Annotated in this window: 24 protein-coding genes; 3 read left to right on the top strand and 21 right to left on the bottom strand. The window is 66.8% G+C overall.

The window, feature by feature from the left end; translation table 11 throughout:
* Window positions 1–66: 66 nt before the first annotated feature.
* From pilQ to ACFO6Q_RS17740, 5 genes are all read right to left on the bottom strand, one after another.
* Entirely contained in the window at window positions 67–2,286 is a 2,220-nt protein-coding gene (pilQ, locus tag ACFO6Q_RS17720; RefSeq protein WP_380022451.1) for a type IV pilus secretin PilQ, read from the bottom strand.
* 90 nt (window positions 2,287–2,376) lie between these two features.
* The gene (locus ACFO6Q_RS17725) at window positions 2,377–2,904 is read right to left on the bottom strand and encodes a pilus assembly protein PilP (RefSeq protein ID WP_380022452.1); all 528 of its coding nucleotides are present in this window, start codon (window positions 2,902–2,904) and stop codon (window positions 2,377–2,379) included.
* A gap of 1 nt (window position 2,905) precedes the next feature.
* Window positions 2,906–3,631 carry a type IV pilus inner membrane component PilO gene (locus ACFO6Q_RS17730; protein ID WP_380022453.1) on the bottom strand — a complete coding sequence of 242 codons (726 nt, stop codon included), beginning with the start codon at window positions 3,629–3,631 and terminating at the stop codon, window positions 2,906–2,908.
* Entirely contained in the window at window positions 3,628–4,392 is a 765-nt protein-coding gene (locus ACFO6Q_RS17735) for a PilN domain-containing protein (RefSeq protein ID WP_380022454.1), read from the bottom strand. Before ACFO6Q_RS17735 ends, ACFO6Q_RS17730 begins: the two co-directional genes overlap by 4 nt.
* On the bottom strand, window positions 4,392–5,450 hold the full coding sequence (locus tag ACFO6Q_RS17740; RefSeq protein ID WP_380022455.1) for a pilus assembly protein PilM: 1,059 nt from the start codon (window positions 5,448–5,450) through the stop codon (window positions 4,392–4,394). Before ACFO6Q_RS17740 ends, ACFO6Q_RS17735 begins: the two co-directional genes overlap by 1 nt.
* Before the next feature lie 237 nt (window positions 5,451–5,687).
* Here ACFO6Q_RS17740 and ACFO6Q_RS17745 point away from each other — a divergent pair, with 237 nt between their 5' ends.
* Entirely contained in the window at window positions 5,688–8,162 is a 2,475-nt protein-coding gene (locus ACFO6Q_RS17745) for a penicillin-binding protein 1A (RefSeq protein ID WP_380022456.1), read from the top strand.
* 1 nt (window position 8,163) lies between these two features.
* Entirely contained in the window at window positions 8,164–8,790 is a 627-nt protein-coding gene (locus ACFO6Q_RS17750) for a hypothetical protein (protein ID WP_380022457.1), read from the top strand.
* Between the two features lie 60 nt (window positions 8,791–8,850).
* Here the strand turns inward: ACFO6Q_RS17750 and ACFO6Q_RS17755 are convergent, their stop codons facing one another.
* The 8 genes from ACFO6Q_RS17755 to rpoZ all read right to left on the bottom strand — a co-directional run bounded on the left by ACFO6Q_RS17755 (window position 8,851) and on the right by rpoZ (window position 17,750).
* Window positions 8,851–10,143 (bottom strand): citrate synthase, encoded by a 1,293-nt coding sequence (locus ACFO6Q_RS17755; protein ID WP_380022458.1) that lies wholly within the window; start codon window positions 10,141–10,143, stop codon window positions 8,851–8,853.
* A gap of 310 nt (window positions 10,144–10,453) precedes the next feature.
* Window positions 10,454–10,696 carry a type B 50S ribosomal protein L31 gene (locus ACFO6Q_RS17760; RefSeq protein ID WP_380022459.1) on the bottom strand — a complete coding sequence of 81 codons (243 nt, stop codon included), beginning with the start codon at window positions 10,694–10,696 and terminating at the stop codon, window positions 10,454–10,456.
* A gap of 83 nt (window positions 10,697–10,779) precedes the next feature.
* Window positions 10,780–11,715, bottom strand: a complete 936-nt coding sequence (locus ACFO6Q_RS17765) for a nucleoside hydrolase (RefSeq protein ID WP_380022460.1) — start codon at window positions 11,713–11,715, stop codon at window positions 10,780–10,782.
* Between the two features lie 126 nt (window positions 11,716–11,841).
* A complete protein-coding gene (locus ACFO6Q_RS17770) occupies window positions 11,842–12,573 on the bottom strand; it encodes a methyltransferase domain-containing protein (RefSeq protein ID WP_380022461.1) in 732 nt (243 codons plus the stop codon).
* 9 nt (window positions 12,574–12,582) lie between these two features.
* Window positions 12,583–14,691 (bottom strand): ATP-dependent DNA helicase RecG, encoded by a 2,109-nt coding sequence (gene recG / locus ACFO6Q_RS17775; protein ID WP_380022462.1) that lies wholly within the window; start codon window positions 14,689–14,691, stop codon window positions 12,583–12,585.
* A 46-nt stretch (window positions 14,692–14,737) separates the two neighbouring features.
* The gene (locus ACFO6Q_RS17780) at window positions 14,738–15,124 is read right to left on the bottom strand and encodes a RidA family protein (protein ID WP_380022463.1); all 387 of its coding nucleotides are present in this window, start codon (window positions 15,122–15,124) and stop codon (window positions 14,738–14,740) included.
* Window positions 15,125–15,226: 102 nt separating this feature from the next.
* On the bottom strand, window positions 15,227–17,395 hold the full coding sequence (locus tag ACFO6Q_RS17785) for a RelA/SpoT family protein (RefSeq protein ID WP_380022464.1): 2,169 nt from the start codon (window positions 17,393–17,395) through the stop codon (window positions 15,227–15,229).
* Between the two features lie 61 nt (window positions 17,396–17,456).
* A complete protein-coding gene (gene rpoZ / locus ACFO6Q_RS17790; protein ID WP_380022465.1) occupies window positions 17,457–17,750 on the bottom strand; it encodes a DNA-directed RNA polymerase subunit omega in 294 nt (97 codons plus the stop codon).
* Window positions 17,751–18,008: 258 nt separating this feature from the next.
* Here rpoZ and ACFO6Q_RS17795 point away from each other — a divergent pair, with 258 nt between their 5' ends.
* Window positions 18,009–18,791, top strand: coding sequence for an MlaA family lipoprotein (locus tag ACFO6Q_RS17795; RefSeq protein ID WP_380022466.1), 783 nt, complete (start codon window positions 18,009–18,011; stop codon window positions 18,789–18,791).
* Window positions 18,792–18,853: 62 nt separating this feature from the next.
* On the opposite strand, the gene ACFO6Q_RS17800 is transcribed toward ACFO6Q_RS17795, so the two are convergent.
* The 8 genes from ACFO6Q_RS17800 to ACFO6Q_RS17835 form a co-directional block, all read right to left on the bottom strand.
* Window positions 18,854–19,168, bottom strand: a complete 315-nt coding sequence (locus ACFO6Q_RS17800) for an STAS domain-containing protein (protein WP_380022467.1) — start codon at window positions 19,166–19,168, stop codon at window positions 18,854–18,856.
* Complete coding sequence (locus tag ACFO6Q_RS17805; protein ID WP_380022468.1) at window positions 19,161–19,802, bottom strand: MlaC/ttg2D family ABC transporter substrate-binding protein; 642 nt, start codon at window positions 19,800–19,802, stop codon at window positions 19,161–19,163. The genes ACFO6Q_RS17800 and ACFO6Q_RS17805 overlap by 8 nt, the downstream gene beginning before the upstream one ends.
* 4 nt (window positions 19,803–19,806) lie before the next feature.
* Complete coding sequence (gene mlaD / locus ACFO6Q_RS17810) at window positions 19,807–20,337, bottom strand: outer membrane lipid asymmetry maintenance protein MlaD (protein ID WP_380022469.1); 531 nt, start codon at window positions 20,335–20,337, stop codon at window positions 19,807–19,809.
* Window positions 20,338–20,346: 9 nt separating this feature from the next.
* Complete coding sequence (mlaE, locus tag ACFO6Q_RS17815; protein ID WP_380022470.1) at window positions 20,347–21,117, bottom strand: lipid asymmetry maintenance ABC transporter permease subunit MlaE; 771 nt, start codon at window positions 21,115–21,117, stop codon at window positions 20,347–20,349.
* Complete coding sequence (locus ACFO6Q_RS17820) at window positions 21,114–21,947, bottom strand: ABC transporter ATP-binding protein (protein WP_380022471.1); 834 nt, start codon at window positions 21,945–21,947, stop codon at window positions 21,114–21,116. The genes mlaE and ACFO6Q_RS17820 overlap by 4 nt, the downstream gene beginning before the upstream one ends.
* 95 nt (window positions 21,948–22,042) lie before the next feature.
* A complete protein-coding gene (gene gmk, locus ACFO6Q_RS17825) occupies window positions 22,043–22,660 on the bottom strand; it encodes a guanylate kinase (RefSeq protein ID WP_380022472.1) in 618 nt (205 codons plus the stop codon).
* A gap of 610 nt (window positions 22,661–23,270) precedes the next feature.
* On the bottom strand, window positions 23,271–23,735 hold the full coding sequence (locus ACFO6Q_RS17830) for a hypothetical protein (protein ID WP_380022473.1): 465 nt from the start codon (window positions 23,733–23,735) through the stop codon (window positions 23,271–23,273).
* The coding region (locus ACFO6Q_RS17835; RefSeq protein WP_380022474.1) for a hypothetical protein at window positions 23,732–24,665 on the bottom strand (934 nt) is incomplete at its 5' end. The genes ACFO6Q_RS17835 and ACFO6Q_RS17830, both read right to left, overlap by 4 nt.

A 24,665-nucleotide genomic window follows, 5' to 3' on the forward strand; every position in this document is an offset into this window, starting at 1 on the left:
ACTGCATTCAGGGTTCGCTTGGGTTTTCCGCTCGCCGACATGCCTGCACGGCATGCTGGCTCACAACTATTTCAGGCTGTCGTTGAGGATCCGCGGCGTGACGAAGATCAGGAGTTCCGCCTTGGTGTCCCTACGGCCGTTTCTCTTGAACAGATTGCCGAGCACCGGCAGGTCGCCGAGCATCGGCACCTTGTCGAGCGATTCGGACTTGTCGACCTCGTAGACGCCGCCGAGCACGACGGTCTGACCGTTGTCGACCAGCACCTCGGTGCTGATCTCGCGCTTGTCCAGGGTCGGCACGCGGCCGCCGCCTGGATTGTCGATGTATCCGGCGATCGCATCCTTCTTCACGTTGAGATTCAGCACGACGCGGTCATCGGCGGTGATCGTCGGCGTGACCTTGAGTTCGAGCACGGCCTCCTTGAACTGCACCGTGGCCGTGCCGAGTCCGCCGGCGCCGGAGTTCTGGTACGTCACGTAGCCGACCTCCTGGCCCTGCTTGATGTCGGCTTCCTGCTGGTTCGCGGTGATCACACGCGGGCTCGAGATCACTTCACCGCGACCTTCGGTCTGCGCCGCCGAGAGCTCCAGGTCGAGCAGATAGTCGGCGCCCAGAATTGCGAGGCCGAAACTACCGGTCGGATTGGTAACCGGCATATTGACGTTGAGACGATCGTTCAGATTCGGCACCGCGATGCCGCTGGTCGAGCCCGTCGTTCTCGGGATCGTGCCGGGCGCCACGTTCGGCAGACCGCGGCTCGGACCGTTGAACCGGTTGTTCAACACGACGTTGCTCATCGCATCGGTACCACGCGCGGTTCCCGCGGTGCTGATCACATTGCCGTTATTGTCCTGGTAGCCGCCGCTGACGCCGAACTTGACGCCGAGCTCGCGCGCGAAGCTGTCGGTAGCAATGACGATGCGCGACTCGATCAGCACCTGCTGCACTGGCCGGTCGAGCACCGCGACGAGCTGGCGGATTTCCTGGATCTTGGACGGAATGTCGCTGACCAGCAGGGTGTTGGTGCGGTCGTCGAAGGTCACGCTGCCACGCGGAGACAGGAATCCCCGCTGCATGCTTTGCCCCTGTCCACCGCCTACCGCGCCACCTCCCGCCTGATTGGTCTGCGCATCCTTGGTCAGCAGCGCGGCGATGTCCTTCGCCTTGCCGTAGCTGATCGGAATGAAGTCGGAGACCAGCGCTTCCTTGTCTTCGAGCTTCATGCGCGCGTCGGCGATCGCTTCCTCACGCTCGGCGATCTCCTTCTGCGGAGCCACCCAGATCACATTGCCGCGTTTGCGCTTGTCCAGGCCTTTGGCCTGCAGCACGATGTCGAGCGCCTGGTCCCAGGGCACGTTGATCAGACGCAGGGTGACGTTGCCCTGCACGCTGTCGGCGACGACGATGTTGAGCTCGGACACGTCGGCAATCAGCTGCAGGACGGAGCGCGCCGGAATGTCCTGGAAGTTGAAGGTGACACGGCTGCCGCTGTACTCGGGCTCGGCGTTCTTGCCTTTCACCTTGGGGTCGTCCTTCTTCGGAGCGACCTCGACCACGTATTCGTTGCCCGTCTGGTAGGCGAGCTGCTCGAACGGCTGCTTGGCGACGATTTCCATGCGCACGCCGCCGCCGCGCACGCGCGCGTCGATCGACTGCACGGGCGTGGCGAAATCGAGCACGTCGAGCCGCTTGGCCTGCGCGGGCGGCAGCTTCACGTTGACGAGATCGAGCAGGATCGTGCCGCCTTCGCGCTTGAGGTTCGCCGCCGCACCGGGGCCGCTGAAGCTCACGACGACGCGCCCTTCGCCGTTCTTGCCGCGGCGGAAGTCGACGTTGGAAACCTCGACTTCGTTCGCCGCGCGGACGGCCTTGGTCGGATCGGCCTTGCCGGCCGCAGCGGCGACACTGGTGTTGCCGATCAGGCCGTTGTTGACCGAGACGACGAGCGTGTTTCCGTTGGCCCGCGTGTCGTAGCCGGCGACGCGGAACAGATCGACGACCACGCGCGTGCGCCCGGCGGATTCGATCGCCGACACGCCGGAGGTGGCGCCGGCGCCGATGTCGATGCGGCGCTTGCTGAGACCGTTGCGCACATCGGGGAAGTCCAATGCGATGCTCGGCGGAGCCTCCGTCGAGAACACCTGCGGCGCGCCGACCGGTTGCGCGAACTTCAGCGACAGCTCCACCTTGCCTCCCGGCAGGGCGCTGTAGCTGATGTCCTCCAGTACGTTCTCCGCCTGCGCGGCGCCGGCCAGCGCGAAGCCGAACACGGCTGCGATGCGCAACAACCATGGCCGCATCGACGCATGCACCGATCCGGACGCGGGCTTTGTCATGACTTTGGTACTCATCTGATCTGGTCCCCCGTTGGATCGCTACTGCTTGCCGTCGCCCAGGGCCATCGTGGCCGCTCGTTCCATCCAGCCGCCCGAGCCATTCGGGATCAGTTCGACCAGGTCGATCTTTTCCTCGGCGATGGCGATGATGCGGCCGTAGTTCTGTCCGAGATAATTGCCCACGCGCACGCGATGGACGACGCCGTCCGGATCGCGCACCAGGCCTTCCATCGATTTCGCAAGCCCCAGCGTGCCGGACATCTTCAGGCCGTCGAGCGGAAACGACTCGAGCGGCTCGCGCGTCCGGTTCTGGTCCGGCTGCGGTCCGCTGGCCGCCGACTGCTCCTGCTCCTCGGCACTCAGGTCGAACGGATTGCGGCGATCTTGCGAGTCGTAGGTGAAGGTCTCGAAGGTCTTGATCACCGGAAGCGGCTGCAGCGGCGCACCTTTCTTGGCTTTTTCCTGCGTGACCCACTGGCGCAGGTCGTCGGTAGGCGTGCAGCCGGCGAAAGCGGCCGCGAAGACGAGCGTCACGGCGATGCGAAATGTTGGCGTGGAGATCGTCATGTCACTTCTCCTCCGCCGGCTTCTTCGCCGCCGGCTTGCCCTTCGGCTTGGGCTTGGCCGCTTCCGCCGCACGCTGGATCGCCGCGGCTTCCTCGTCGTCGAGATAGCGGTACGTCTTGACCGTACCCTCCAGCATCAACTGGTCCGGCGAAACTTCCTTCGCCGCGGCCGCCGCGGCCTTCGTCGCACCGGCGGCGGGCTTTATCGGGCGCAGGGAAACGTCGTGCATGGTGAGGATCACCACGCGCGGCAGCGCTGCGACGCTGCTGATGAACGTGCCGAACTGATGATAGGTACCGAGCATCTTCAGCTGGATCGGCTTCTCGGCGTAGAAATCCTTCATGATCTCCCCGCCGGGCTGGAACAGCTGCGTCTCGATGCCGGCTCCCAGCGCGGCGTCGGAGATGTCGTTCAGCAGGTCCGGCATTTCGGTCTTGCTCGGCAGTTGCCGCAGCATCGTCTGCAGCATCTCCTTCATGTCGTCGAGCTGCTTGCGATAGGCCTCGAGATTGACGACCTTCGCCTGCTTGTCCGAGAAGTCCTTCTTGAGCGTGATTTCCTTCTTGCGCAGGCCTTCCAGTTCGTCCTGCTGGCCGCTGATCTTCAGATACCAGCCGAAGAACAGGATCAGCACGACGATGATCGTGGCGAAGAAGATCTTGACCGACTTGGGCCAGCCGCCGACGTTGTTGCGATCCAGGTTGCGCAGATCGTCGAAGAAACTCATTTCTTGTCTCCCGCAGCCGGAGACGTCGGAGCCTGCTTCGGCGCGCCCTCGGCGGCCGGTGCCTGCTTGTCCATCAGCTTGGACGCGGCGGCGTCCAGCTGCGCGCCGAGATCGGCCGGCTTCTTCTCTTCGCCCGTCTTCTCGCCCGCCGCCGGCGCCGCCTTGGTCGCGTCGTCGGTCTTGTTCTGGCCGTCGCCCTGCGCGTCGGTGGGCTTGCGCAGCTTGACGTCGAGCGAGAACGCGTAGGGAAGCTTCTTGTTGCCGTCCTTCGCGTCGGCCTTGTTCTCGGTCTTGCGCAGGTCGGTGCGTCCCATCCACGGCGAAGCATCGATGTTGCGCATGTACGAGGCGACGCGCGCGTTGGACTCAGCGATGCCTTCGAGCGTGAGCGTGTCGCCGACCTGCTTCATCGTCGCCAGGCGCGTGCCGTCCGGAATCGTCTTCACCAGCTCGTCGAACAGATGCACCATCTGCGAACGGTTCGACTGCAGCTGCTCGATGATTTCCTTGCGCGTCAGCAGCTGCGAGCGCGTCTTGTCGAGTTCCTTGATCTCCTCGATCTTCTTGTCGAGACCCTTGATCTCGGCCTGCAGGTAAGCGTTGCGCTGGTTCTGGTTTTCGATCAGATGGCTCATCCAGTAGATCGCCGCGAACAGCACGGCGAACGCCGCGACCGCGGTCATGAGCAGCATCATGTAGAACTCGCGCTCGCGCAGCTTGCGTCGGTCGGCGCGCCAGGGCAGTAGGTTGATCTTTGCCATCAGCCGAAACTCCGCAGCGCGAGCCCGCAGGCGATCATCAGTGCCGGAGCGTCCTGCGCCAGCGTCTGCGCCTGCACGCGGCTGGACAGCGACATGTTGGCGAGCGGATTGGCCACCACGCAGGGCACGCCCAGGTGCTCTTCGACCATCGAGGCCACGCCGGGGATCGAGGCACAGCCGCCGGCCAGCACCACCTGGTCGACGCGGCTGTACTCGCTGCCGGCGAAGAAGAACTGCAGCAGGCGGCTGATCTGCTGGACCATCGCCTCCTTGAACGGCTCCAGCACCTCGATCTCGTAGGATTCGGGCAGGCCGCCCTGGCGCTTGGCCAGACCCGCCTCCTCGTAGCTGAGGCCGTAGCGGCGCATGACCTCGTCGGTCAGCTGCTTGCCGCCGAAAACCTGTTCGCGCGAATAGATCGTGCGCTGGCTTTTCAGCACGATCAGCGTCGTCATCGTCGCGCCGACGTCGACCACGGCGACGACCGCGTCCTTCGGCACCGCCAGCTGGTCGGCGATCAGGCGGAATGCGTTCTCCATGGCGAACGCCTCGACGTCCATGACCTTGGCGCCCAGCCCGCCCAGATCCAGCGCCGCGACGCGCAGGTCCACGTTCTCCGTGCGCGATGCCGCCAGCAGCACGTTGACCATGTCCGGGTTGTCCTTGATCGGACCGACGATCTCGAAATCGAGGCTGACTTCCTCGATCGGATACGGGATGTACTGGTTCGCCTCGACCTGGATCTGCGCCTCCATGTCGTCTTCCGACAGGTCGGCCGGCATGGGGATGATCTTGGTGATCACCGCCGATCCCGCGACCGCGGCGGCGGCGAATTTGGTCTTCGCACCGGAACGGTTCAGGGCCCGCCGGATAGCTTCGCCGACAGCCTCGACTTCGACGATGTTCTTTTCGACGACGGCGTTCGGCGGCAGCGGCTCGACCGCGTAGTGCTCTACGCGATAACGCTGGCCCGTTTGCCCCAGTTGAAGCAATTTGACCGCAGTCGAGCTGATATCGACGCCGATCAACGGCGGCGCTTTCGGTGTGAACAAGGCCACTTTTCCCCCTTCCCACGCGCGCTTACGAGCGAAAGATGCGCTACCACATTAGATACAAGTGTTAACTAATTTTCAACGACCGCCGTCACGTATGGCAAAATTGAGCGAAATCCGTGGCCTTCTCGTGGAACATGGCTCCCATCGCCCTTGCGGGCCGGTCCGCGCGAGAGACATACAATCTATACTCCGGCACTTAGCGCACTTACTTTGACTGACATCACAAGTCCTTAACCCTGCATGACCCTCTTCCTCCGCCTGCTGCGCTATGCGCTCTATCTGGCGCTGGCCGGCGTCCTCCTCGGCGGACTGGCGATCGGCACCGCCTACTGGCTGATCGCGCCGCGCCTGCCCTCCGTCGAGACGCTCAGGGACGTGCGCCTGCAGGTGCCGCTCAGGATCAAGTCTGCCGACGACAAATTGATTGCGACCTTCGGCGAGACCAAGCGCACGCCGGTTCGCATCCAGGACGTCCCCGAGCGCCTGAAGCTCGCCTTCCTCGCCGCCGAGGACGCCGACTTCTACACGCACCGCGGCATCGACCTCGGCGGCATCCTGCGCGCGGTCTGGCTCACACTCAGCACCGGCAGCAAGCACGTGGCCGGCGGCAGCACGATCACGCAGCAGGTCGCGCGCATGTTCTTCTTGAGTCCGGAAGTCAGCTACACGCGCAAGCTGTCGGAAATCTTCCTCGCCTTCCGCATCGAAAACGCGCTGAGCAAGGACGAGATCCTCGAGCTCTATCTCAACAAGGCGTTCTTCGGCCACCGCTCCTACGGCATCGCCGCCGCCGCCGAGTTCTACTACGGCAAGACGCTCGACCAGCTCGATCTGGCCGAGTGCGCGATGCTCGCCTCGATTCCGAAATTCCCCTCCACCGGCAATCCGCTCAGCCGCCCGCAGCGCGCCCTCGAGCGCCGCGGCTACGTGCTCGGCCGCATGATCGAGAATCGCTTCGTCAGCCAGGCCGACTACGAGGCCGCGATGAAGGAGCCGGACCTGGCGCAGGCCCACGAGGCACCCGTCGAGGTCGATGCACCGTATTTCGCCGAGCTGGTGCGCCAGGAGGCGATCGAGCGGCTGGGCAACAACGCGCTGACCGACGGCTACGTGGTCAGGACCACGTTGAACTCTCCGTCCCAGGAAGCCGCCAACCGCTCCCTGCGCGAAGCGCTGATGAGCTACGACCGCCGCCACGGCTGGCGCGGCGCCGAGGCGCACGTCGATCTCGCCGCCGACGCGGCGCGCGAGCAGTGGGACCAGGCGCTGGTCGACTACCGGCCGCTCGCCGGCCTGCTGCCGGCCCTGGTCACGGAATCCGCCAAGGATCACGCGACGCTGCAGCTCGCCGACGGCCAGAGCGTCTCGCTCGCGCTCGACACGATCGAGTGGGCGCGTCCGCGCATCGACGAGGACCGCCGCGGCGCGGCGCCCAAGAGCGTGTCCGACGTGCTCAAGCGCGGCGACGTCGTGCGCCTGCAGCGCGACGGCGAGGGCAACTGGAGGCTCGCCCAGATCCCGACGGTGGAAGCGGCGATCGTCGCGCTGAACCCCGAGGACGGCGCGATCGAGAGCATGGTCGGCGGCTTCAGTTTCCTGCGCAGCAAATTCAATCGAGCCACGCAGAGCGCGCGCCAACCGGGCTCCGGCTTCAAGCCGTTCCTCTATTCGGCCGCGTTCGACCACGGCTTCACGCCCGCCTCGGTTCTCAACGACGCGCCGGTATCGTTCCCGGACCCGTCCAAGCCGGACGGCATGTGGACGCCGAAGAACGACGACGACTCCTTCCGCGGACCGATCCGGCTGCGCGAGGCGCTGGTGAAGTCGGTCAACCTCGTCTCCGTGCGCCTGCTCGACGCGGTCGGCGTGCGCTACGCGCGCGAATACATCACGCGCTTCGGCCTCACGCCGGATCAGATTCCGCCGAACCTGTCGATGGCGCTCGGTACCGCCGCGGTCGCGCCGCTGGCGATGGCGCGCGGCTTCGCCGTGTTCGCCAACGGCGGCTACCTGGTCGATCCCTACTACATCACCGAGATCGCCGACCGCGACGGCCAGGTCGTCTACCGCGCCGACCCCGTCGTGGCCTGCGCGAGCTGCGCCGAACGCCAGCTCGCCGGCACGGCTTCCGCGCCACCGCCGCAGGCCTCGGCCACGTCCGCGCTGAATCCGATCGGCAGCGCGCATGCGACGACGACCGCGGCGACGCCCGGACAGCCGCATCTCGCGCCGCGCGCGATCGATCCGCGCAACGCCTATCTGGTCGCTTCGCTGATGCGCGACGTGGTCCGGCGCGGTACCGGCTCCGCCGCGATGGTGTTGAAGCGCAACGACCTCGCCGGCAAGACGGGCTCGACCAACGATCACCGCGACGCCTGGTTCACCGGCTTCAATTCGAGGCTGGCGGTCAGCTGCTGGGTCGGTTTCGACGATTTCAGTTCGCTGGGGCGCGGCGAGTTCGGCGCGAAGGCGGCTCTGCCGATCTGGATCGACTTCATGCGTTCGGCGCTCAAGGACGTTCCCGAGCAGCCGTTCGACATGCCGCCCGGCGTCACGCGCGTGCGCATCGATCCGGCCAGCGGCTATCTCGCCGGTGCCGGAGACGGCGGCGCGATCCTCGAGGTCATGAAGACCGAGGACGCCACGCGACTGGCCGAGCAGCCGCCGCAGACCGAAGACTCGAGCAACGAGCAGCCCGCCTACGACGTCTTCTGACATGAACGGCCGGCATGCCAGCCAGGCGCAGGGCCGCACTCACGAACAGCGGCGGCGCATCGCGGTGGAGGCGGCACGCCTGATCAGCGAAGGCGGCCTGCGCGACTATCGCCAGGCCAAGCTCAAGGCTGCCGAGCGCTTGGGCATCTTCGACGAGGCCAGCCTGCCCAGGAATCGCGAAATCGAGGAGGCGCTGCGCGAGCACCAGCGCCTGTTCCACGCCGAGGATCAGGCGCAGACCCTGCGTCGTCTGCGCGAGGTCGCCCGCGAGGCGATGCGTTTCTTCGCGCGCTTCGAGCCGCGGCTGGTCGGCGCCGTGCTGGAGGGGACCGCCGACGAGCACTCGGCCGTGTGCCTGCACCTGTACTGCGATCAGCTGCTGGAAGTGGAGGCCCGCCTGCTCGAGCAGGGCATTCCGTTCGAGACGCAGACGCGCCGGCTCCGGCTCGATCGCGAGGCGAGCGGCGACTTTCCGGTGTTCCTGTTCAGCGCCGACGACTGTGCGATCGACGTGACCGTCCTGCCCTACGATCGGCTGCGCCAGGCGCCGCTGGATCGCATCAGCGAGAAGCCGATGCAGCGCGCGGCGCTCGCCGCGGTACAGGCCCTGCTGGACGACCGTCCCTAGCCCCGCCGCTACCCACGCCGGCGGGGCTCGCCTGAGCCCCGCTTCGCGGTGCGGATGCCGTCAGCGCTTGCCGATCGCGACGTAGTCGCGCTTGGGCGAGCCGGTGTAGATCTGGCGCGGACGGCCGATCTTGGTTTCCGGATCCAGGTGCTGCTCGAGCCAGTGCGCGACCCAGCCCGCGGTGCGCGCGATCGCGAACATCACCGTGAACATCTCGGTCGGCAGCTTGAGCGCCTTGTAGATGATGCCGGAATAGAAATCGACGTTCGGGTACAGCTTGCGCTCGACGAAGTACGAATCCTTCAGCGCGGCCTGTTCCAGCTCCATCGCCACGTCGAGCAGCGGGTCGTTGACGTTGAGGTCGGCCAGCACCTTGTGGCACATCTCGCGGATGATCGTCGCGCGCGGATCGAAGTTCTTGTAGACGCGATGGCCGAAGCCCATCAGGCGGAAGCCGGAGTTCTTGTCCTTCGCCTTCTCGACCGCCTTGCCGACGTTCTTCGCGTCGCCGATCTCGGCCAGCATCTTCAGCACCGCCTCGTTGGCGCCGCCGTGCGCCGGCCCCCACAGCGCGGCGATGCCGGCCGCGACGCAGGCGTACGGATTGGCGCCGGTCGAACCGACCAGACGCACCGTCGACGTGCTCGCGTTCTGCTCGTGGTCGGCGTGCAGGATGAACAGCAGGTCGAGCGCCTTGGCCGCCACCGGCGACAGCTGCAGCGGCTCGCTCGGCACCTCGAACATCATGTGCAGGAAACGGGTGACGTACTCGAGGTTGTTGCGCGGATAGCGGACCGGCCAGCCGATGGAATAGCGATAGGCGGCGGCGGCGATGGTCGGCACCTTCGCGATCAGGCGGATCGCGGCCAGGCGGCGCTGTTCCGGATCGCCCATGTCGAGCGTGTCGTGATAGAACGCCGACAGCGACGCGACCGAGGCGCACAGCATCGCCATCGGATGCGCGTCGTAATGGAAGCCGTGCAGAAAGTTCTTCTGCGCCTCGTGCATCATCGTGTGATGCGTGACCTCGTGCTCGAAGGCCGAGAACTGCGCCTGGTCCGGCAACTCGCCGTTGATGAGCAGGTAGGCCACTTCGAGGAAGCTCGACTGCTTGGCGAGCTGCTCGATCGGGTAGCCGCGGTACATCAGCACGCCGGCGTCGCCGTCGATGAAGGTCACCGCGCTGCGCGTCGACGCCGTCGACATGAAGCCGGGGTCGAACGTGAAGTAGCCCGTCTCCTTGTTGAGCTTGCCGATGTCGAACGCCGGATCGCCGAGCGTGCCACTCACGACCGGCAATGCGGCGCTCTTGTCGGTGGCGGGATCGGTGAGATGGACGACTTTGTCGGACATGGAAGTACTCCTGGCTGCGGGCCGCCCGCACGCCGGGAACGGCGCGGCGGTGGCGAAACATGCGGATGCGACCGCCATGCTACGACGCGGTCAACACACAATTATTGCATGGCAGCAGGTGCGTGCGAGACGCGCGGGAATCAAGCCGGCGCGGCGCGAAGGAGCACCGCATGAAGCGATGTTCATCTGTGCAGGCGGTGCACGGACGCAAACGCCGAACGCCGGCGCAACGGCCGGCGTTCGGTTCTGTTTCGAAGATCCCTGCCCTCGTACGCGAGGTACGGAGCGGGACGAGCGCTTCCTGCGCCGATTACTTGGCGTAGCGGCGGCGGAACTTGTCCACGCGGCCGGCGGTATCGACGATCTTCTGCTTGCCGGTGAAGAACGGGTGCGAGTGGCTGGAAATTTCCACCTTGATCAGCGGATATTCCTCGCCGTCCTGCCACTTGATCGTTTCCTTGCTGGTCATCGTGGACTTCGTCAGGAACGAGAAGTCGCTGGAGATGTCCTGGAAAACGACCGGCTTGTAGTTCGGATGGATGTCGGCTTTCATAGGGCTGCTCCGCAGCTGGGCGGCGATAAAAGAGCGGCAGTATAGCCGGCCCGGCCAACCGGAGGCAAGCCGGGCGAGCGGACTCAAGTGCTCGCGGCGTCGAGCGCCCCGAGCACCAGGGCCTGGAAGCGCTCCTGGTCGACCTCGAGCACGATGCGTGCGTTCGCCGGCCGGCGAAACCGGTCTTCCCAGTCGACCACGGTCGCGCCGCGCGTGGCGGCGCCGGTCAATTCGATGCCGACGTGGCGACGCTCGGCCTTGCGCACGATCCCCGGCTCCAGTGCGACGGCCATGGCCAGCGCATCGGCGACGATCATGCCGCGACGGCGGCCGTGTCCCTCGTTGAACAGGCGGGCCTTGCGCGAAATCGCCGCGTAGAACTGCGCCCGCGCGCCGTCGGCGGCGACGGTGCGGTCGAACCAGGCGAAGTCCATCGCGTGGCGTACGCAGGCCTCCCAGTCGATCAGGTCGAATTCCGGCCAGCCGGAGAAGACGACGTGCGCCGCCTCCGGATCGAAGCCGATGTTGAACTCGGCCGGCACCAGGTGCGTATTGCCACGCCCGGTGACCGCGCCGCCCATGACGACCAGACGCGCGATGCGCGAAGGCAGCTGCGGATCCAGCCGCAGGGCCAGCGCGAGATTCGTCAGCGGCGCCAGCGCGATCAGGGTCAGCTCGCCCGCGCGCTCGCGCGACAGGCGCAGGATCGCCTCGACGGCGTGTTCGTCGGCAACGCGCCGCGTCGAAGGCAGGTAGCCGATGTCGCCGAAACCGTCCGCGCCGTGCACGAACCCGGCGTCCTCGGCCGGCCACACCAGCGGCACCGGGCAGCCGGCGAACACCGGCGTGTCGGCGCCGATCACCTCGACCAGCTTCAGCGCATTGGCGACGGTGTGCCCGAGGCCGACGTTGCCGGCCGCGACGCTCAGTCCAGCCACGTCGGCGTACCGATGCGCCATGAGGATCGCCAGCGCGTCGTCCACGCCGGGGTCGGTGTCGATCAGCAAGGTGGGTCGCACGAGTGAGCTGCCCTGAGGGGAAGCAGCCAATGATAGCTTCGGCACGTGCACGGTCGCATCAGCCGAGGCCGGCCCGTGCGGCGAGTCGATCGACGATGCCGCCCCCTCCGCGGCGCCGGAATCCGCTCAGGCCTTGCGCGCGAACACGATCCGGCGCGCCGGCAGCCACGCCAGCGGCGACTGCACCGTGTGCAGCCGGACGTCGGCGAAGCCCGCCGCGCGCAGGCGGTCGAGCAGATCGGCGCCGTAGTCGCGGAACGCGAGCACGCCGGTGTCGGGCCGCTGCGGATCGGCGTGGTACGCCGGCGGCAGCAGATGCACGACGGCGCCGTCGACCAGGCGGGCGCGCACGACGGTGGTCTCGCCGAGCAGCGGCACGCTGAACAGCATGCGCCCTCCGCGGCGCAGCACGCGATGCAGCTCGGCCAGCGCGAGCGCGTCGTCCGGCACGTGCTCGAGCACCTCGGTATGGGTGACCAGATCGAAGCTGGAATCGGCATAGGTCAGCCGTTGCATGTCCTCGCAACGCACGCCGTCGCGGCTCCGGCCGGGTTCGACGTCGGCGAAGTATTCCGACACCGCCACGCTGCGCGCGTGCCGGCGCAGATGTTCGACCAGCGGGCCGCGCGCCGAGAACTCGCAGGCATCGAGCAGGGAAATCCCGGGCACGAGTTCCTGCAGTGCGCGCCCGAGCGCCAGATGGATTTCCGCCGCCGTGCAGCGCACGCAGCGCACACCGGCGTCGCCGCGGTGCAGGCGCACGAACAGGCTCGGTCCGCAGAACGGACATCGCGACGGAGCCAGCGCGAACTCGCGCCACTGCAGCGAAGCCAGACCATTGCGAAGGCGCGACAGCATCCGCATCGGTCAGGCCCCCGCGAACCGTTCCGAACCGCCGATCCAGCGCGCCATCAGCTTCTGCGCCGACTGCGGATGGTCGCGCAGCATTGCCTCGCCGACGCGCTGCACGGCCGGCAGCAGGTGCGCGTCGCGTGCCAGATCGGCGACGCGGAACTGCAGCTGGCCGGTCTGGCGCGTGCCGAGCATCTCGCCGGGGCCGCGCAGCTCCAGATCCTTCTCGGCGATGCGAAACCCGTCGCTGGTTTCGCGCATGACCTCCAGCCGCGCGCGCGCCATCTGCGACAGAGGCGTCTGGTACAGCAGCACGCAACTGGACGCCGTGCTGCCGCGGCCGACGCGGCCGCGCAGCTGGTGCAGCTGCGCCAGCCCGAGGCGTTCGGCGTTCTCGACGACCATCAGGCTCGCGTTCGGCACGTCGACGCCGACCTCGATGACGGTGGTGGCGACCAGCACGCTCAGCTCGCCGGCGGCGAACGCGGCCATGGTGGCCTGCTTCTCCTTCGGCTTCAGACGGCCGTGCACCAGGCCGATGCGCAGCTCCTGCAAGGCCGCGGTGAGCTCGGCGAACGCCACCTCCGCGGCCTGCGCCTCGAGCTGCTCGGATTCCTCGATCAAGGTGCAGACCCAGTACGCCTGCCGCCCCTCGGAACACGCCGCGCGGATGCGCTCGATGACTTCCGCGCGGCGCGCGTTGGAAATCGCCACGGTCTGGATCGGCGTGCGTCCCGGCGGAAGCTCGTCGATGACCGAAACGTCCAGGTCGGCATAAGCCGTCATCGCCAGCGTGCGCGGAATCGGCGTGGCCGTCAGTACGAGCTGGTGCGGCACGGCATCGCCGTCGCGCCCCTTCTCGCTCAGCGTGAGGCGCTGATGAACACCGAAGCGGTGCTGCTCGTCGATGATCGCCAGGCCCAGGCGGCGGAACGAAACACCGTCCTGGATCAGCGCGTGGGTGCCGATCACCACCGGCGCCCCGGCGGCGACCGCCGCTCGCGCCGCTTCGCGGGCGCGCCCCTGCACCTTGCCGGACAGCCAGGTCGGTTCGATGCCCAGCGGCTGCATCCACTTGAGGAAATTGCGCCAGTGCTGCTCGGCGAGCAGTTCGGTCGGCGCGACCAGGGCGGCCTGGAATCCGGCCTCGACCGCGGCCAGCGCGGCCAGCGCGGCGACCACGGTCTTGCCCGAACCGACGTCGCCCTGCACCAGCCGCAGCATCGGCTTGGATTGGGCGAGATCGTGCTCGACCTCGCGCACAACGCGTTGCTGCGCTGCCGTCAGCGCGAACGGCAGCTGCGCGAGCAGCGCGCTGCGCAGCCTGCCGTCGCCCGACAGCGACGCCGCGCGATGGCGACGCACCTGGGCGCGCAGGCGCTTGAGTCCGAGATGGTGGGTCAACAGTTCCTCGAACGCGAGCCGCTGCTGCGCCGGATGTTGGCCCAGCGCCAGCGCGCGCACGTCGGCGTCCGGTGCGGGGCGATGCACGGTCAGCAACGCCTCGCGCAGCGAGGCCAGGTGCAGAGGTTCGCGCAGATCGTCCGGGATCAGCTCGAGCGCCTCCTGCGGCGGCAGACGATCGAGCGCGCGCTCGACGACGCCGGCCAGGCGCTTCTGACCCAGGCCTTCGGTGGTCGGATAGATCGGCGTCAGGCGATCCTCGAGCAGTGCGCTCGCGCCGTCGGGCACGCGCCGGTAGGCCGGGTGCACGATCTCGGGACCGTGCATGCCGTGGCGGATCTCGCCGTAGCAGACGAAACGCGCACCCGGCACGAACTGTTCGGCCTGCGAGCGATTGAAATGGAAGAAGCGCAGGGCCAGCGTCGCCTGCGAATCGTCGCCGATTGCGACGCGCAGCTGCGGCCGGAAGCGGAAGCCGCGCTCGACCGCCTCGACGACGCCCTCGACCTGCGCGCTCTCGCCCACGCGCAGATCGCGGATCGGCGTGATGCGCGTGCGGTCCTCGTAGCGCAGCGGCAGGTGGAACCACAGATCCTGCACGCACGCCAGGCCGAGTCGATGCAGCGACTGCGCCAGCGACGGACCGACGCCCGCCAGTGCGGTGACCGGAGCCGCTCCCGGGTCTGCGGCGACGGCCGCGCGACGGACGGACGGCGACATCGCGCTGGCCTGACCGACCGTCGACGAACCGCCGCGACGCGCCGGATCAGCCGCCCGGCACCAGCACCGCGTCGACTTCGACCTGCGCGCCGCGCGGCAGCGCCGCGACGCCGATCGTCGAGCGCGCCGGGTACGGCGGCTTCATGTACTCGGCCATCACCGCGTTGACGGCGGCGAAGTCGCCCAGATCGGTCAGATAGATGCCGACGCGCACGATGTCGGCGAGCGAGCCGCCGGCTTCGGTGCAGACGGCGGACAGGTTCTCGAACACGCGCCGCGTCTGCGCCGTGATGTCGCCGCCGACGAGTTCGCCGCTGGCCGGATCGAGCGGAATCTGTCCGGACAGGTAGACCGTGTTGCCGGCGCGCACCGCCTGCGAGTACGGGCCGATGGCTTTCGGGGCGAGTTCGGTGCTGACGATCGTGCGGGTCATTGGAGAGCCGGGATTCGTGATCGGGGATTCGGGATGGGATGGAAGCATAGCAAAGCCAATCGACTCGCTTTGCCGAATCTCCAATCCCGATCCCGGCCTCTCCTACACCGGATGCCGACGAACCGCCGTGACGACCTGCAGGCGACGCACGCGACGCATCACGTCGGCCAGATGCTTGCGATTCTGCACCTCGATCGTGAACAGCATCGTCGCGGTCATCAGATCGCGTTCCTTGTACTCGACGTTCTCGATGTTGGAGCCGGCATCGGCGATCGCGGCGGCGACCTGGGCGAGCACGCCCGGCTTGTTCGCCACTTCGATGCGCAGCTCGATTTTGTAGTCGCCCTGCACTTCCTTGTCCCAGGCGATCTCGATGCAGCGTTCGGGCGACTTGCGCAGCTCCGGCACGTTCGGGCACTCGAGGCGGTGCACGACGATGCCCTTGCCGGCCGACAGGTAGCCCATGATCTCGTCGCCGGGCACCGGATGGCAGCAGTTTCCGAAACTGAGCACGCCGCGCTCGGCGCCGCTGATCAGGATCTTCTCGCTGCTGTGCGCACGCGCCGCGTGCAGCGGCTCGCCCTGCGCGCTGAGCAGGGCCTGGGCGACCGTGTCGGCGACGCGGTTGCCGAGCGCGATGTCGGCCAGCAGCTCCTCCAGCCGCTTGTACTTCTGGTCGGCGAGGTAGCGGTCCAGCGTCGCGTGCGGAATGCTTTCGAGCGATGCGTCGAGCGCGTCCAGCGCGCGATCGAGCATGCGATGGCCGAAATCGACCGCATCCTCGTGCTGCAGGCGCTTGAGGTGATGGCGGATCGCCGTGCGCGCGCGGCCGGAGACGACCCACTCCAGCCATTGCGGGCTGGGGCTGGCCGACGGCGCCGTGACGATCTCGACGGTCTGGCCGCTGCTCAGGCGCGTACGCAGCGGCACGAGCTTCTTGTCCGCGCGCGCGGCGACGGCGTGGTCGCCGACGTCGGTGTGCACGAAATAGGCGAAGTCGAGCGCGGTCGCGTTGCGCGGCAGGGCGAGGATCGCGCCCTTGGGCGTGAACAGGTAGACCTCGTCCGGGAACAGGTCGACCTTGACGTTCTCGATGAATTCCAGCGACGACGGCGTCTGCGTCTGCCGATCGACCAGGTTGGAAACCCATTCGCGCGCGCGCGTCTGCGCGCTGTTCGCCGGCGTCGTGTCGGTCTTGTAGGCCCAGTGCGCGGCGACGCCGCGCTCGGCCACCGCGTCCATGTCCTCGGTGCGGATCTGGATCTCGATCGGCGCGCCGAACGGTCCGAACAGCACCGTGTGCAGCGACTGGTAGCCGTTCGCCTTGGGGATCGCGATGAAGTCGCGGAAGCGCCCGTCGAGCGGCTTGTACAGGCCGTGCACGGCGCCGAGCGTGTGATAGCAGTGCGACACGCTGTCGACCACGACGCGGAAGCCGTACACGTCCATGACCTGCGCGAACGACTTGTGCTCGTTGCGCATCTTCGAATAGATGCTGTACGGCGACTTGATGCGGCTGACCGTGCGATGCGGGATCTGCTCGGACTCCAGCCGCGCGTTCAGCGCCGCCTCGATGCGCGCCATCGCCTCGCGGCGGTTGCCGAGTACGGCGCGGATGCGCTCGGCAATGACGCGGTGGCGATCGGGGTGCAGCGCGCGGAAGCCGAGGTCCTGCAGCTCGGACTTGAACCGGTTCATGCCGAGCCGCTGCGCGATCGGCGCGTAGATCTCCAGCGTCTCGCGCGCGATGCGCCGGCGCGCCTCCGGCTCCATCGCACCGAGCGTGCGCATGTTGTGCAGGCGGTCGGCGAGCTTGATCAGGATCACGCGCAGGTCGCGCGCCATCGCCAGCAGCATCTTGCGGAAGCTCTCCGCGGCCGCCTCCTGGCGACTGCGGAAGCGCACCTTGTCGAGCTTGGTGACGCCGTCGACCAGCTCGACCACGACGTCGCCGAACTCGGCGGCGATCTGCTCGGAGGTCAGCTGCGTGTCTTCGAGCGTGTCGTGCAGGATCGCCGCGATGATCGTCTCGGCGTCCAGGCCGAGATCGGCGAGGATGCCGGCGACGGCGACCGGATGCGTGATGTAGGGCTCACCGCTCTTGCGCGTCTGCCCGGCGTGGGCGAGCGCGCCGATCTCGTAGGCGCGCCGCACGCGCGCCACCTGCTCGGGCGGAAAATAGGTCGCCAGCTGCTGCTCGAGCGCCCGCACGTCGGCGGGAGGCTGGGCCACCGTCGGCGTCCGTACAGGCAGGGCCGCAGTCGTGGCCATGGGGGCGTCGCCTTTCAGGCCGCCTCGCCGACGGATTCGAGCTGGTGGCGTCCGCCGTTCATCAAAGGTCGTCGCCGCCCTTGCTCAGGTCGTCGTCGACTTCCGCCGCGGCCCATTCCAGCGCCTCGCGTTCCTTGCGCTCGCGCTCCTGGCGGTCGATCTCGTCGATCATGGTCTGGTCGACCTTGCGATCGGCGATCTCGCGCAGCGCGAGTACGGTCGGCTTGTCGTTGTGGGCGTCGACCGCCGACGTTGCGCCCTTGGCGAGCTGACGCGCGCGCTTGGTCGCCATCAATACGAGCTCGAAGCGGTTGTCGACCACTTCGAGGCAATCTTCCACGGTGATGCGTGCCATCCGAACTCTCCGAAACGAAATCAAAGCCAATTCATGGCTTTAGCGGACCTCATTGTAGCGCCGCGCATTTGTGCGGCGCAAACAAGCCCGCTCCGCCGATCGCCCGCTGTCTCTTGCGTAGTGCACCAACGCCCCCAATTCGCGTAGCCTAGCCGCGCGGAAAGGGATTACCAGCGGCCGAAGGCGCCCAGACGCCGCGTGCCACCGAGACGAGTACCGATGCGACCCACTACCGTTTGCAACCGCCTCCGAGCGGGCTTGCTGGCCGCCAGCGTCGCGGCCCTGGCCGGCTGCACCATCGCCAAGCCCCGCACGGACGATCCGTGGGAGGGCTTCAACCGCAAGATGTACGCGTTCAACGACGCGGCGGACAAGGCGGTGATCCGCCCCGTGGCGGTCGGCTACCGCAAGATCACCTCGCCGAACGTGCGCCGGGTGGTGGCGAATTTCTTCGCCAACATCAAGATGCCGATCACGATCGTCAACGACGTGCTGCAGGGCGAGCCGAGGACGGCCTTCCGCAACACCGGCCGCTTCGCGATCAACACGACGCTCGGCTTCATCGGCCTGTTCGATCCCGCCAGCGAGATGGACCTGCCGCCGAACAACAACGACTTCGGCGTCACCCTGGCCAAATGGGGCCTGCCGGAAGGGCCGTATCTGGTGCTGCCGCTGGTCGGTTCGACGACCATCCGCGACGTCTGGCGCCTGCCGGTCGACAACTACTTCGACCCGCTGTACTGGTACGGACGCCGCAACGACGGCTCGTTCCTGGCCGAGTACTCGCCGAACCTGTTCTATCTCGTCACGCTGCGTTCGCGTGCGATCGACGCCGAAAGCCTGCTCGAAGGCGTCTACGATCCGTACGTGTTCTACCGCGATGCCTACCGGCAGCGGCGCCTCTACGACATCTACGACGGGCAGCCGCCGACCGAGCTGATCGACCAGATGCAGGGCACCGACGAGGCCGACGTGGACGAACTGCTCAAGGAGCAGCGCGCCTACGAACAGCAGCGCAAGCGCGACGCCGAAAAGCACTAGCCACGGGCGCGAGGGCGGCGCAGCGCCGCCTTTCGCCGGAATCAGGTCTCAGGAATCAGGTCTCAGGCGATGCCGAGCAGCGGCTCGACGTCGCACAGCCGCGCCAGCGCACGCAGGTCGGCCGGCACCCCGCTCAGGCGCAGCGCACGGCCGCCGCGGGCCGCGCGTGCGGCCCAGGCCAGCAGCACCGCCAGCGTGGCGCTGTCGACGCCGCGCAACCCGTCCACGTCCAGCTCGATCGGGCCGCCCGCTCCGCCGGCGATCTCGCCGTAGCGGCCGTAGGCCGCCGCGGCCTGCACGAAGCCGAGCGCGCCGCTGACGCGCACGCGCGTCGCGTCGACGCGCTCGATGCGCAAGCTGGCCTGCGTGTCAGCCACCTTGCTGCTCGTTTTCCATCGTCTTCAGCGTGTCCGTGCCCTGCGTCTCGAGACGCTTGATCAGCGCGTCGAGGCTGGACTTCTGGATCTCCGCGCCGACCTGGTTGCGGTAGTTGGTGATGTAGGAAATGCCTTCGACGATCACGTCGTAGGCCTTCCACTGGCCGTCCGAGGTCTTGCGGAATGCGTAGTCCACGGCGACCGGCTTGCCGTCGTCGAGCGTGACCTGGGTGCGCACGATCGTCTTGCGGTCGCTGGCCTCGCCGCGGCTGGGCAGGACCTTCACGCGTCCGCGGGTGTAGTTGAGCAGGCCCTCGGCGTAGCGGTGCGTGATCGACTCGTAGAACGCCTTGGCGAAGCGTGCGCGCTGCTCGGGCGTCGACGCACGCGCGTACTGGCCGAGCACGAGGATCGAGGCGTAGTCGATGTCGAAGTGCGGCAGCAGGATGCCGTCGATGAGCTTGAGCAGCTTCTCGCGATCGTTCTTCAGCTCGGACTGATGACCTTCCACCGCCTTGGCGAGGTCGTCGGCGATGCCCTGCACGACCGCCTGCGGATCGGCCGCGGCCCGGGCCTGCGGCAGCACGGCGAGGCCGAACAGCAAAGCGAACGCGAGGCCGATGGTGCGCAACATGAGATCACTCCTTCTGGTGGTTGTCGGCGGGCGCCTTGGCGGCGTCCGTGCCGGGTGCCGGCTCCGCCGGCTTGGACGGGGGCGAACCGCTGACGAGGAACTTGCCGATCAGATCCTCCAGCTGGATCGACGACTGCGTCAGCACGAATTCGTCGCCGTCCTTGAACATGTCCGGGGAACCGCCGGGCTGCACGCCAACGTACTGATCGCCCAGTAAACCGCTGGTGAATATCGCGGCCGAGGAATCCTCCGGCAGCTGGTCGTAGCGCTTGTCGATCGACAGACGCACGCTGGCCTCGAGCTTGGCCGGATCGAGGTCGATCGACTCGACCGATCCGATGCGCACGCCGGCCAGCTTCACCGGCGCGCGTAGCTTGAGCTGGCCGATGTTGGTGAAGCTCGCCTTCAGCGTGTAGCTGTCGCCCTGGCGGAAATTGGCCACCGACGTCGTCTGCGTGGCCAGGTAGGCCAGGGCCGCGAAGCCGAGCAGGATGAACAGGCCGGTGCCGACTTGGTAGGAACGTCGTTGAGCCATCACGGGGCCTCAGGTCAGGAATGCAGTCATGACGAAATCGAGCGCGAGCACGACGATCGAGGAGAACACCACCGTCCGCGTCGTCGCGTAGGCCACGCCCTCGCTGGTCGGCGGGGTGGTGTAGCCCTGGAACACCGCGATCAGCGCGACCACGGCGCCGAACGCGGTGCTCTTCCACACGCCGTTGATCACGTCCTTCCAGACGTCGACGCTGGAGGTCATGTTCGACCAGAACGTGCCGTTGTCCAGGCCGAGCCAGGTCACGCCGACGAGGTGCGCGCCGAAGATGCCGAGCGCGTTGAACACGCAGGCGAGCAGCGGCATGGCGACGATGCCGGCGAGGAAGCGCGGCGTGGCCACGTAGGCGAGCGGATCGACCGCCATCATCTCCATCGCCGACAGCTGGTCGGTGGCGCGCATCAGGCCGATCTCGGCGGTGATCGAGGTTCCGGCGCGGCCGGCGAACAGCAGCGCGGTCACCACCGGCCCCAGCTCGCGGTAGAGCGCCAGCGACACCACCGTGCCGAGCGCGGCGGTGCCGCCGAAGATCGACAGCACGTAATACAGCTGCAGGCCGAGCACCATGCCGACGAACAGGCCGCAGGTGATGATGATGACCAGGCTCATCGCGCCGACGAACCAGATCTGGCGGATCGTCTCGCGGAAGTAGCGCAGGCTCTTGGGAATCGCACCGAGCAGCTGGAACAGGAACAGCGTGCAGGCGCCGATCTGGGCCAGCGCGTCGGCGATGCGCGAGGGACGCGGACGATCGGCACTCATCGCGGACCCTCCGGGAAACCGAGATCGGCCGCGTAGTCGCGTGCCGGATACTGGAACGGCACCGGCCCGTCCGCCTCGCCGCCGAAGAACTGCTTCGTCCACGGCGATTCGCCGCGCGCGAGTTCCGCCGGCACGCCCTGCGCGGCCACCTTGCCGCCGGCGATCAGGTACACCTGGTCGGCGGCGCGGCTGACCGCGGCGAATTCGTGCGCGACGAGGATGCTGGTGATGCCGAGCGTGTCGTTGAGCGTGCGGATCAGCTTCAGGATCTGGTTCAGCGCGATCGGATCAAGGCCGACGAACGGCTCGTCGTAGAGGATCAGCATCGGATCGCGCACGATGGCCCGCGCCAGCGCCACGCGGCGCGCCATGCCGCCGGACAGCTCGCTCGGCATCAGCTCCGCGGCGCCGCGCAGACCGACCGCCTGCAGCTTGGTCAGCACGACGTTGCGCACGACCTCCTCGGGCAGGCGCAGATGCTGGCGCAGCGGGAACGCGACGTTCTCGAACACGCTGAAGTCGGTCAGCAGCGCCGAATTCTGGAACAGGTAGCCGATCTTCTCGCGCAGGTCGAACAGCTGGTCGCGCGGCAGCGCCGGCACGTTGCGGCCGTCGACGCGGATCTCGCCGGCGTCGGGCATCAGCTGGCCGGTGATGTGCCGCAGCAGGGTCGTCTTGCCGGTTCCGCTGGGTCCCATGATCGCGGTGATCTTGCCGCGCGGGATGTCCAGGTCGAGCCGGTCGAAGATCGTCTTTCCGTTCAGCACCGTGCTGAGGCCGCGCACTTGCACGAGGGCGTCGGCGCTCTGCGTGGGTTTGGCGTCGGTCACTCGAACTGGTCCTTCAGGGGAAAGGAAACGCGCCGACGGCGCGCCGCGGCTACCTTAGCCGATGCGCACGTACCGCCGCCAGCTGCCGCGGCGCATCATTCGTTCTTCAGCAGGTCGGCGATCAGCACCGCATGCCGCGACAGCTGGGCTGCGCGGCGCAGGCGCTGGCCGGCGACGATCGCGCGCAGGTCGGCCAGCGCATCGGCGAACTGGTCGTTGACGACGATGAAGTCGAAATCGCCGGCGTGCGCGATCTCCTCGCGCGAGTCGGCCAGCCGGCGTGCGATCGTCTCGGCGCTGTCGGAAGCGCGCGCGCGCAGGCGACGCTCGAGTTCGGCGCGCGACGGCGGCAGGATGAACACGCTGACGCTGTCGGGACAGGCCGCGCGCACCTGGCGCGCGCCCTGCCAGTCGATTTCGAGCAGCACGTCGTGGCCGGCCGCCAGCAGCGGCTCGACCGCATTCCGCGCCGTGCCCTTGAGATCGCCGTGCACGTTCGCGTATTCGTAGAACATCCCGCCCGCGGCCATGCGCTCGAACACGTCCCGCGAGACGAAGTGGTAGTGCTTGCCGTCGACCTCGCCCGGCCGCGGCAGGCGCGAGGTGTAGGACACCGACAGGCTGATGCCGGGCTCGCGCTCGAGCAGGGCGTTGACCAGGCTGGTCTTGCCCGACCCGGAAGGCGCCGCGACGATGTAGAGGGTGCCGCTCATTCGAGGTTCCGCGGGCGCTTATCGAAAGCGATCACAATCATTTGATTTAGCAAGAGTTTGCTTCCCGGTTTCATGCCACCCCACACGTTTCCCCATTGGATGCCCGGGCTGGACGGGGACGGGATGGCAGCACGTGAGCCCCACGGCTGAACGAAGGACCAGTCTAACAAAGCCGCGCACGCGCCAAGGCCGGCGCGCGCCGGCCCACGGTAGCGATCGAGGCGGCGAGCTACCTGGCCGCCGCCTTTTTGGGAAACGAATTCCTGCCGGCCGCTTTCGTGCTGGCGGCCTTCGTGCTCGCCGTCGGTGCGGCAGGTGCCTTCGCACCGATAATCTTCTTGCTGGCCGCCGCTGCGTCATCGCCGACAACACCCGATGCGTGCTGTCCTGGAAGTCCGTCAGCAGGGTCAGACGCTTGAGCTGATAGGCCCCGCGACTCACGTCCTGGACGACCAGCACGTTGCCGGCGGTGCGCCGGACCTCCTTCAGCGCGCCCGCGCCGTTGTTGGCCGTGGCGAGGTAGCGGATCTCCGTGCCGCCCACGTAGTGCACCACCGTGCTGGCGGCTTGAGAGCCCCCTCGGGACCCGGGCGACGGACTCGCCCCTCTGTCAATCTAGAGAACAAATCATCGCAAGCCGCCCTTTACGCATCTCTGGCGCAGATGGGTCTATTTTTGTCCCTTTCAACGAATCCTCAAAATCACCACGCGAAATCAATATCCCTTGATATCTTCTACGTGCCACGAATATTACATTCGGATGATATCTGTCCGGCCCCACCGACCTTATCGAATAACCGTCAATAAATGATGGAATTTGAATTCCAGATCTCTCGATTGAGAAATCTGCCCCTTGGCGACCAGGACCAACGAACCCAAGAATCTCCTCAAAATCCTTCTTCCCAAAGGTCCTAGAAAATATTTCCTCATCCGCCCATCGCAGCAGCTGCGCACGAAGATCATCGCTTCTGAGTATCTCAGCATATCCACCGCACTCAATATCTTTCTGGCTCGCACAGGACGACGAAGAAATAGTCATTACAAAAATAAATAGAGCTAGCCGCAGAGCATTCATCTTGCCCCCTTATACATTTGATAGCCCTGGCCCGTGAAATCAAGCCGCTGTTCAACGTACCCATACGACCCCGCACCAGAATAATTCCATGCTGAAACAGCCGTTACAGCCTGCTCGAGAGTCCTATTCCCAATGGCAAAAATTTGACCCTGATTTACGTAATTGATGTTTCCACCGAAATAAGGGCCTCGCCCATCAATTCGATATAGCCGTCCACCGTTTCCTCCCAGCTTTACGTCGCCATAGAAGAGTGAATCTCCATAGTTGCGAGCCTCCAGCAGGAATTCAGCATCACTTAGATTTTCATAGCCACCACGAACAGCGCTTCGCATCTCCAGTCGAGCTGCCTCATACCTGAAGACCTCATTGAACTCAGATCGTGAGATGTCAACCACTCCATCCAGTCCAGCAGCTCGATCAACGATCGCTTCGGCTCTTGCCTTTAGGGCGGAAATTGCCTCTTCTGCTTCGACATCGTAGCTATTTCTTCCTCGGCGACCATCATGGACAACGTGGTTGAACGCAAACCCAAACGCCGCCGTCACCGCCCCATTGGCAAACTTCCCACCCGCGAGCCTCGACGCCGTCCCTCCAATGACCGCTGCCGTGATCGCCTGCGCCGGCACTGAGCGGATATGACCCAGCGCCGGCGACATCGCCTCGCTGAACCCCGCGCTCGCAAACCCGCGCCCGAACCGGCCGCCCTGCATCTCGGCCATCACACCACCGGCCACGCCATGGCTCAACGTCTTGGCCGCGTAACCCGAGTAGCTCAGGCCGCTGCCGAATGCGTTCTCCCATTCGCCCGCCTGCGCCCATCCGGCACTCTGGAAGTAGCTGCCGATGCCGAAGAACACGCCCGCACTCACCGCACCGGCCACCGCTCCACGCATTGAGCCTGTCTGTATCGCCCCCGCTGCAAAGCCCCCC

The sequence above is a fragment of the Dokdonella ginsengisoli genome (genome assembly GCF_042652785.1).
GTDB lineage: Bacteria > Pseudomonadota > Gammaproteobacteria > Xanthomonadales > Rhodanobacteraceae > Dokdonella_A > Dokdonella_A ginsengisoli.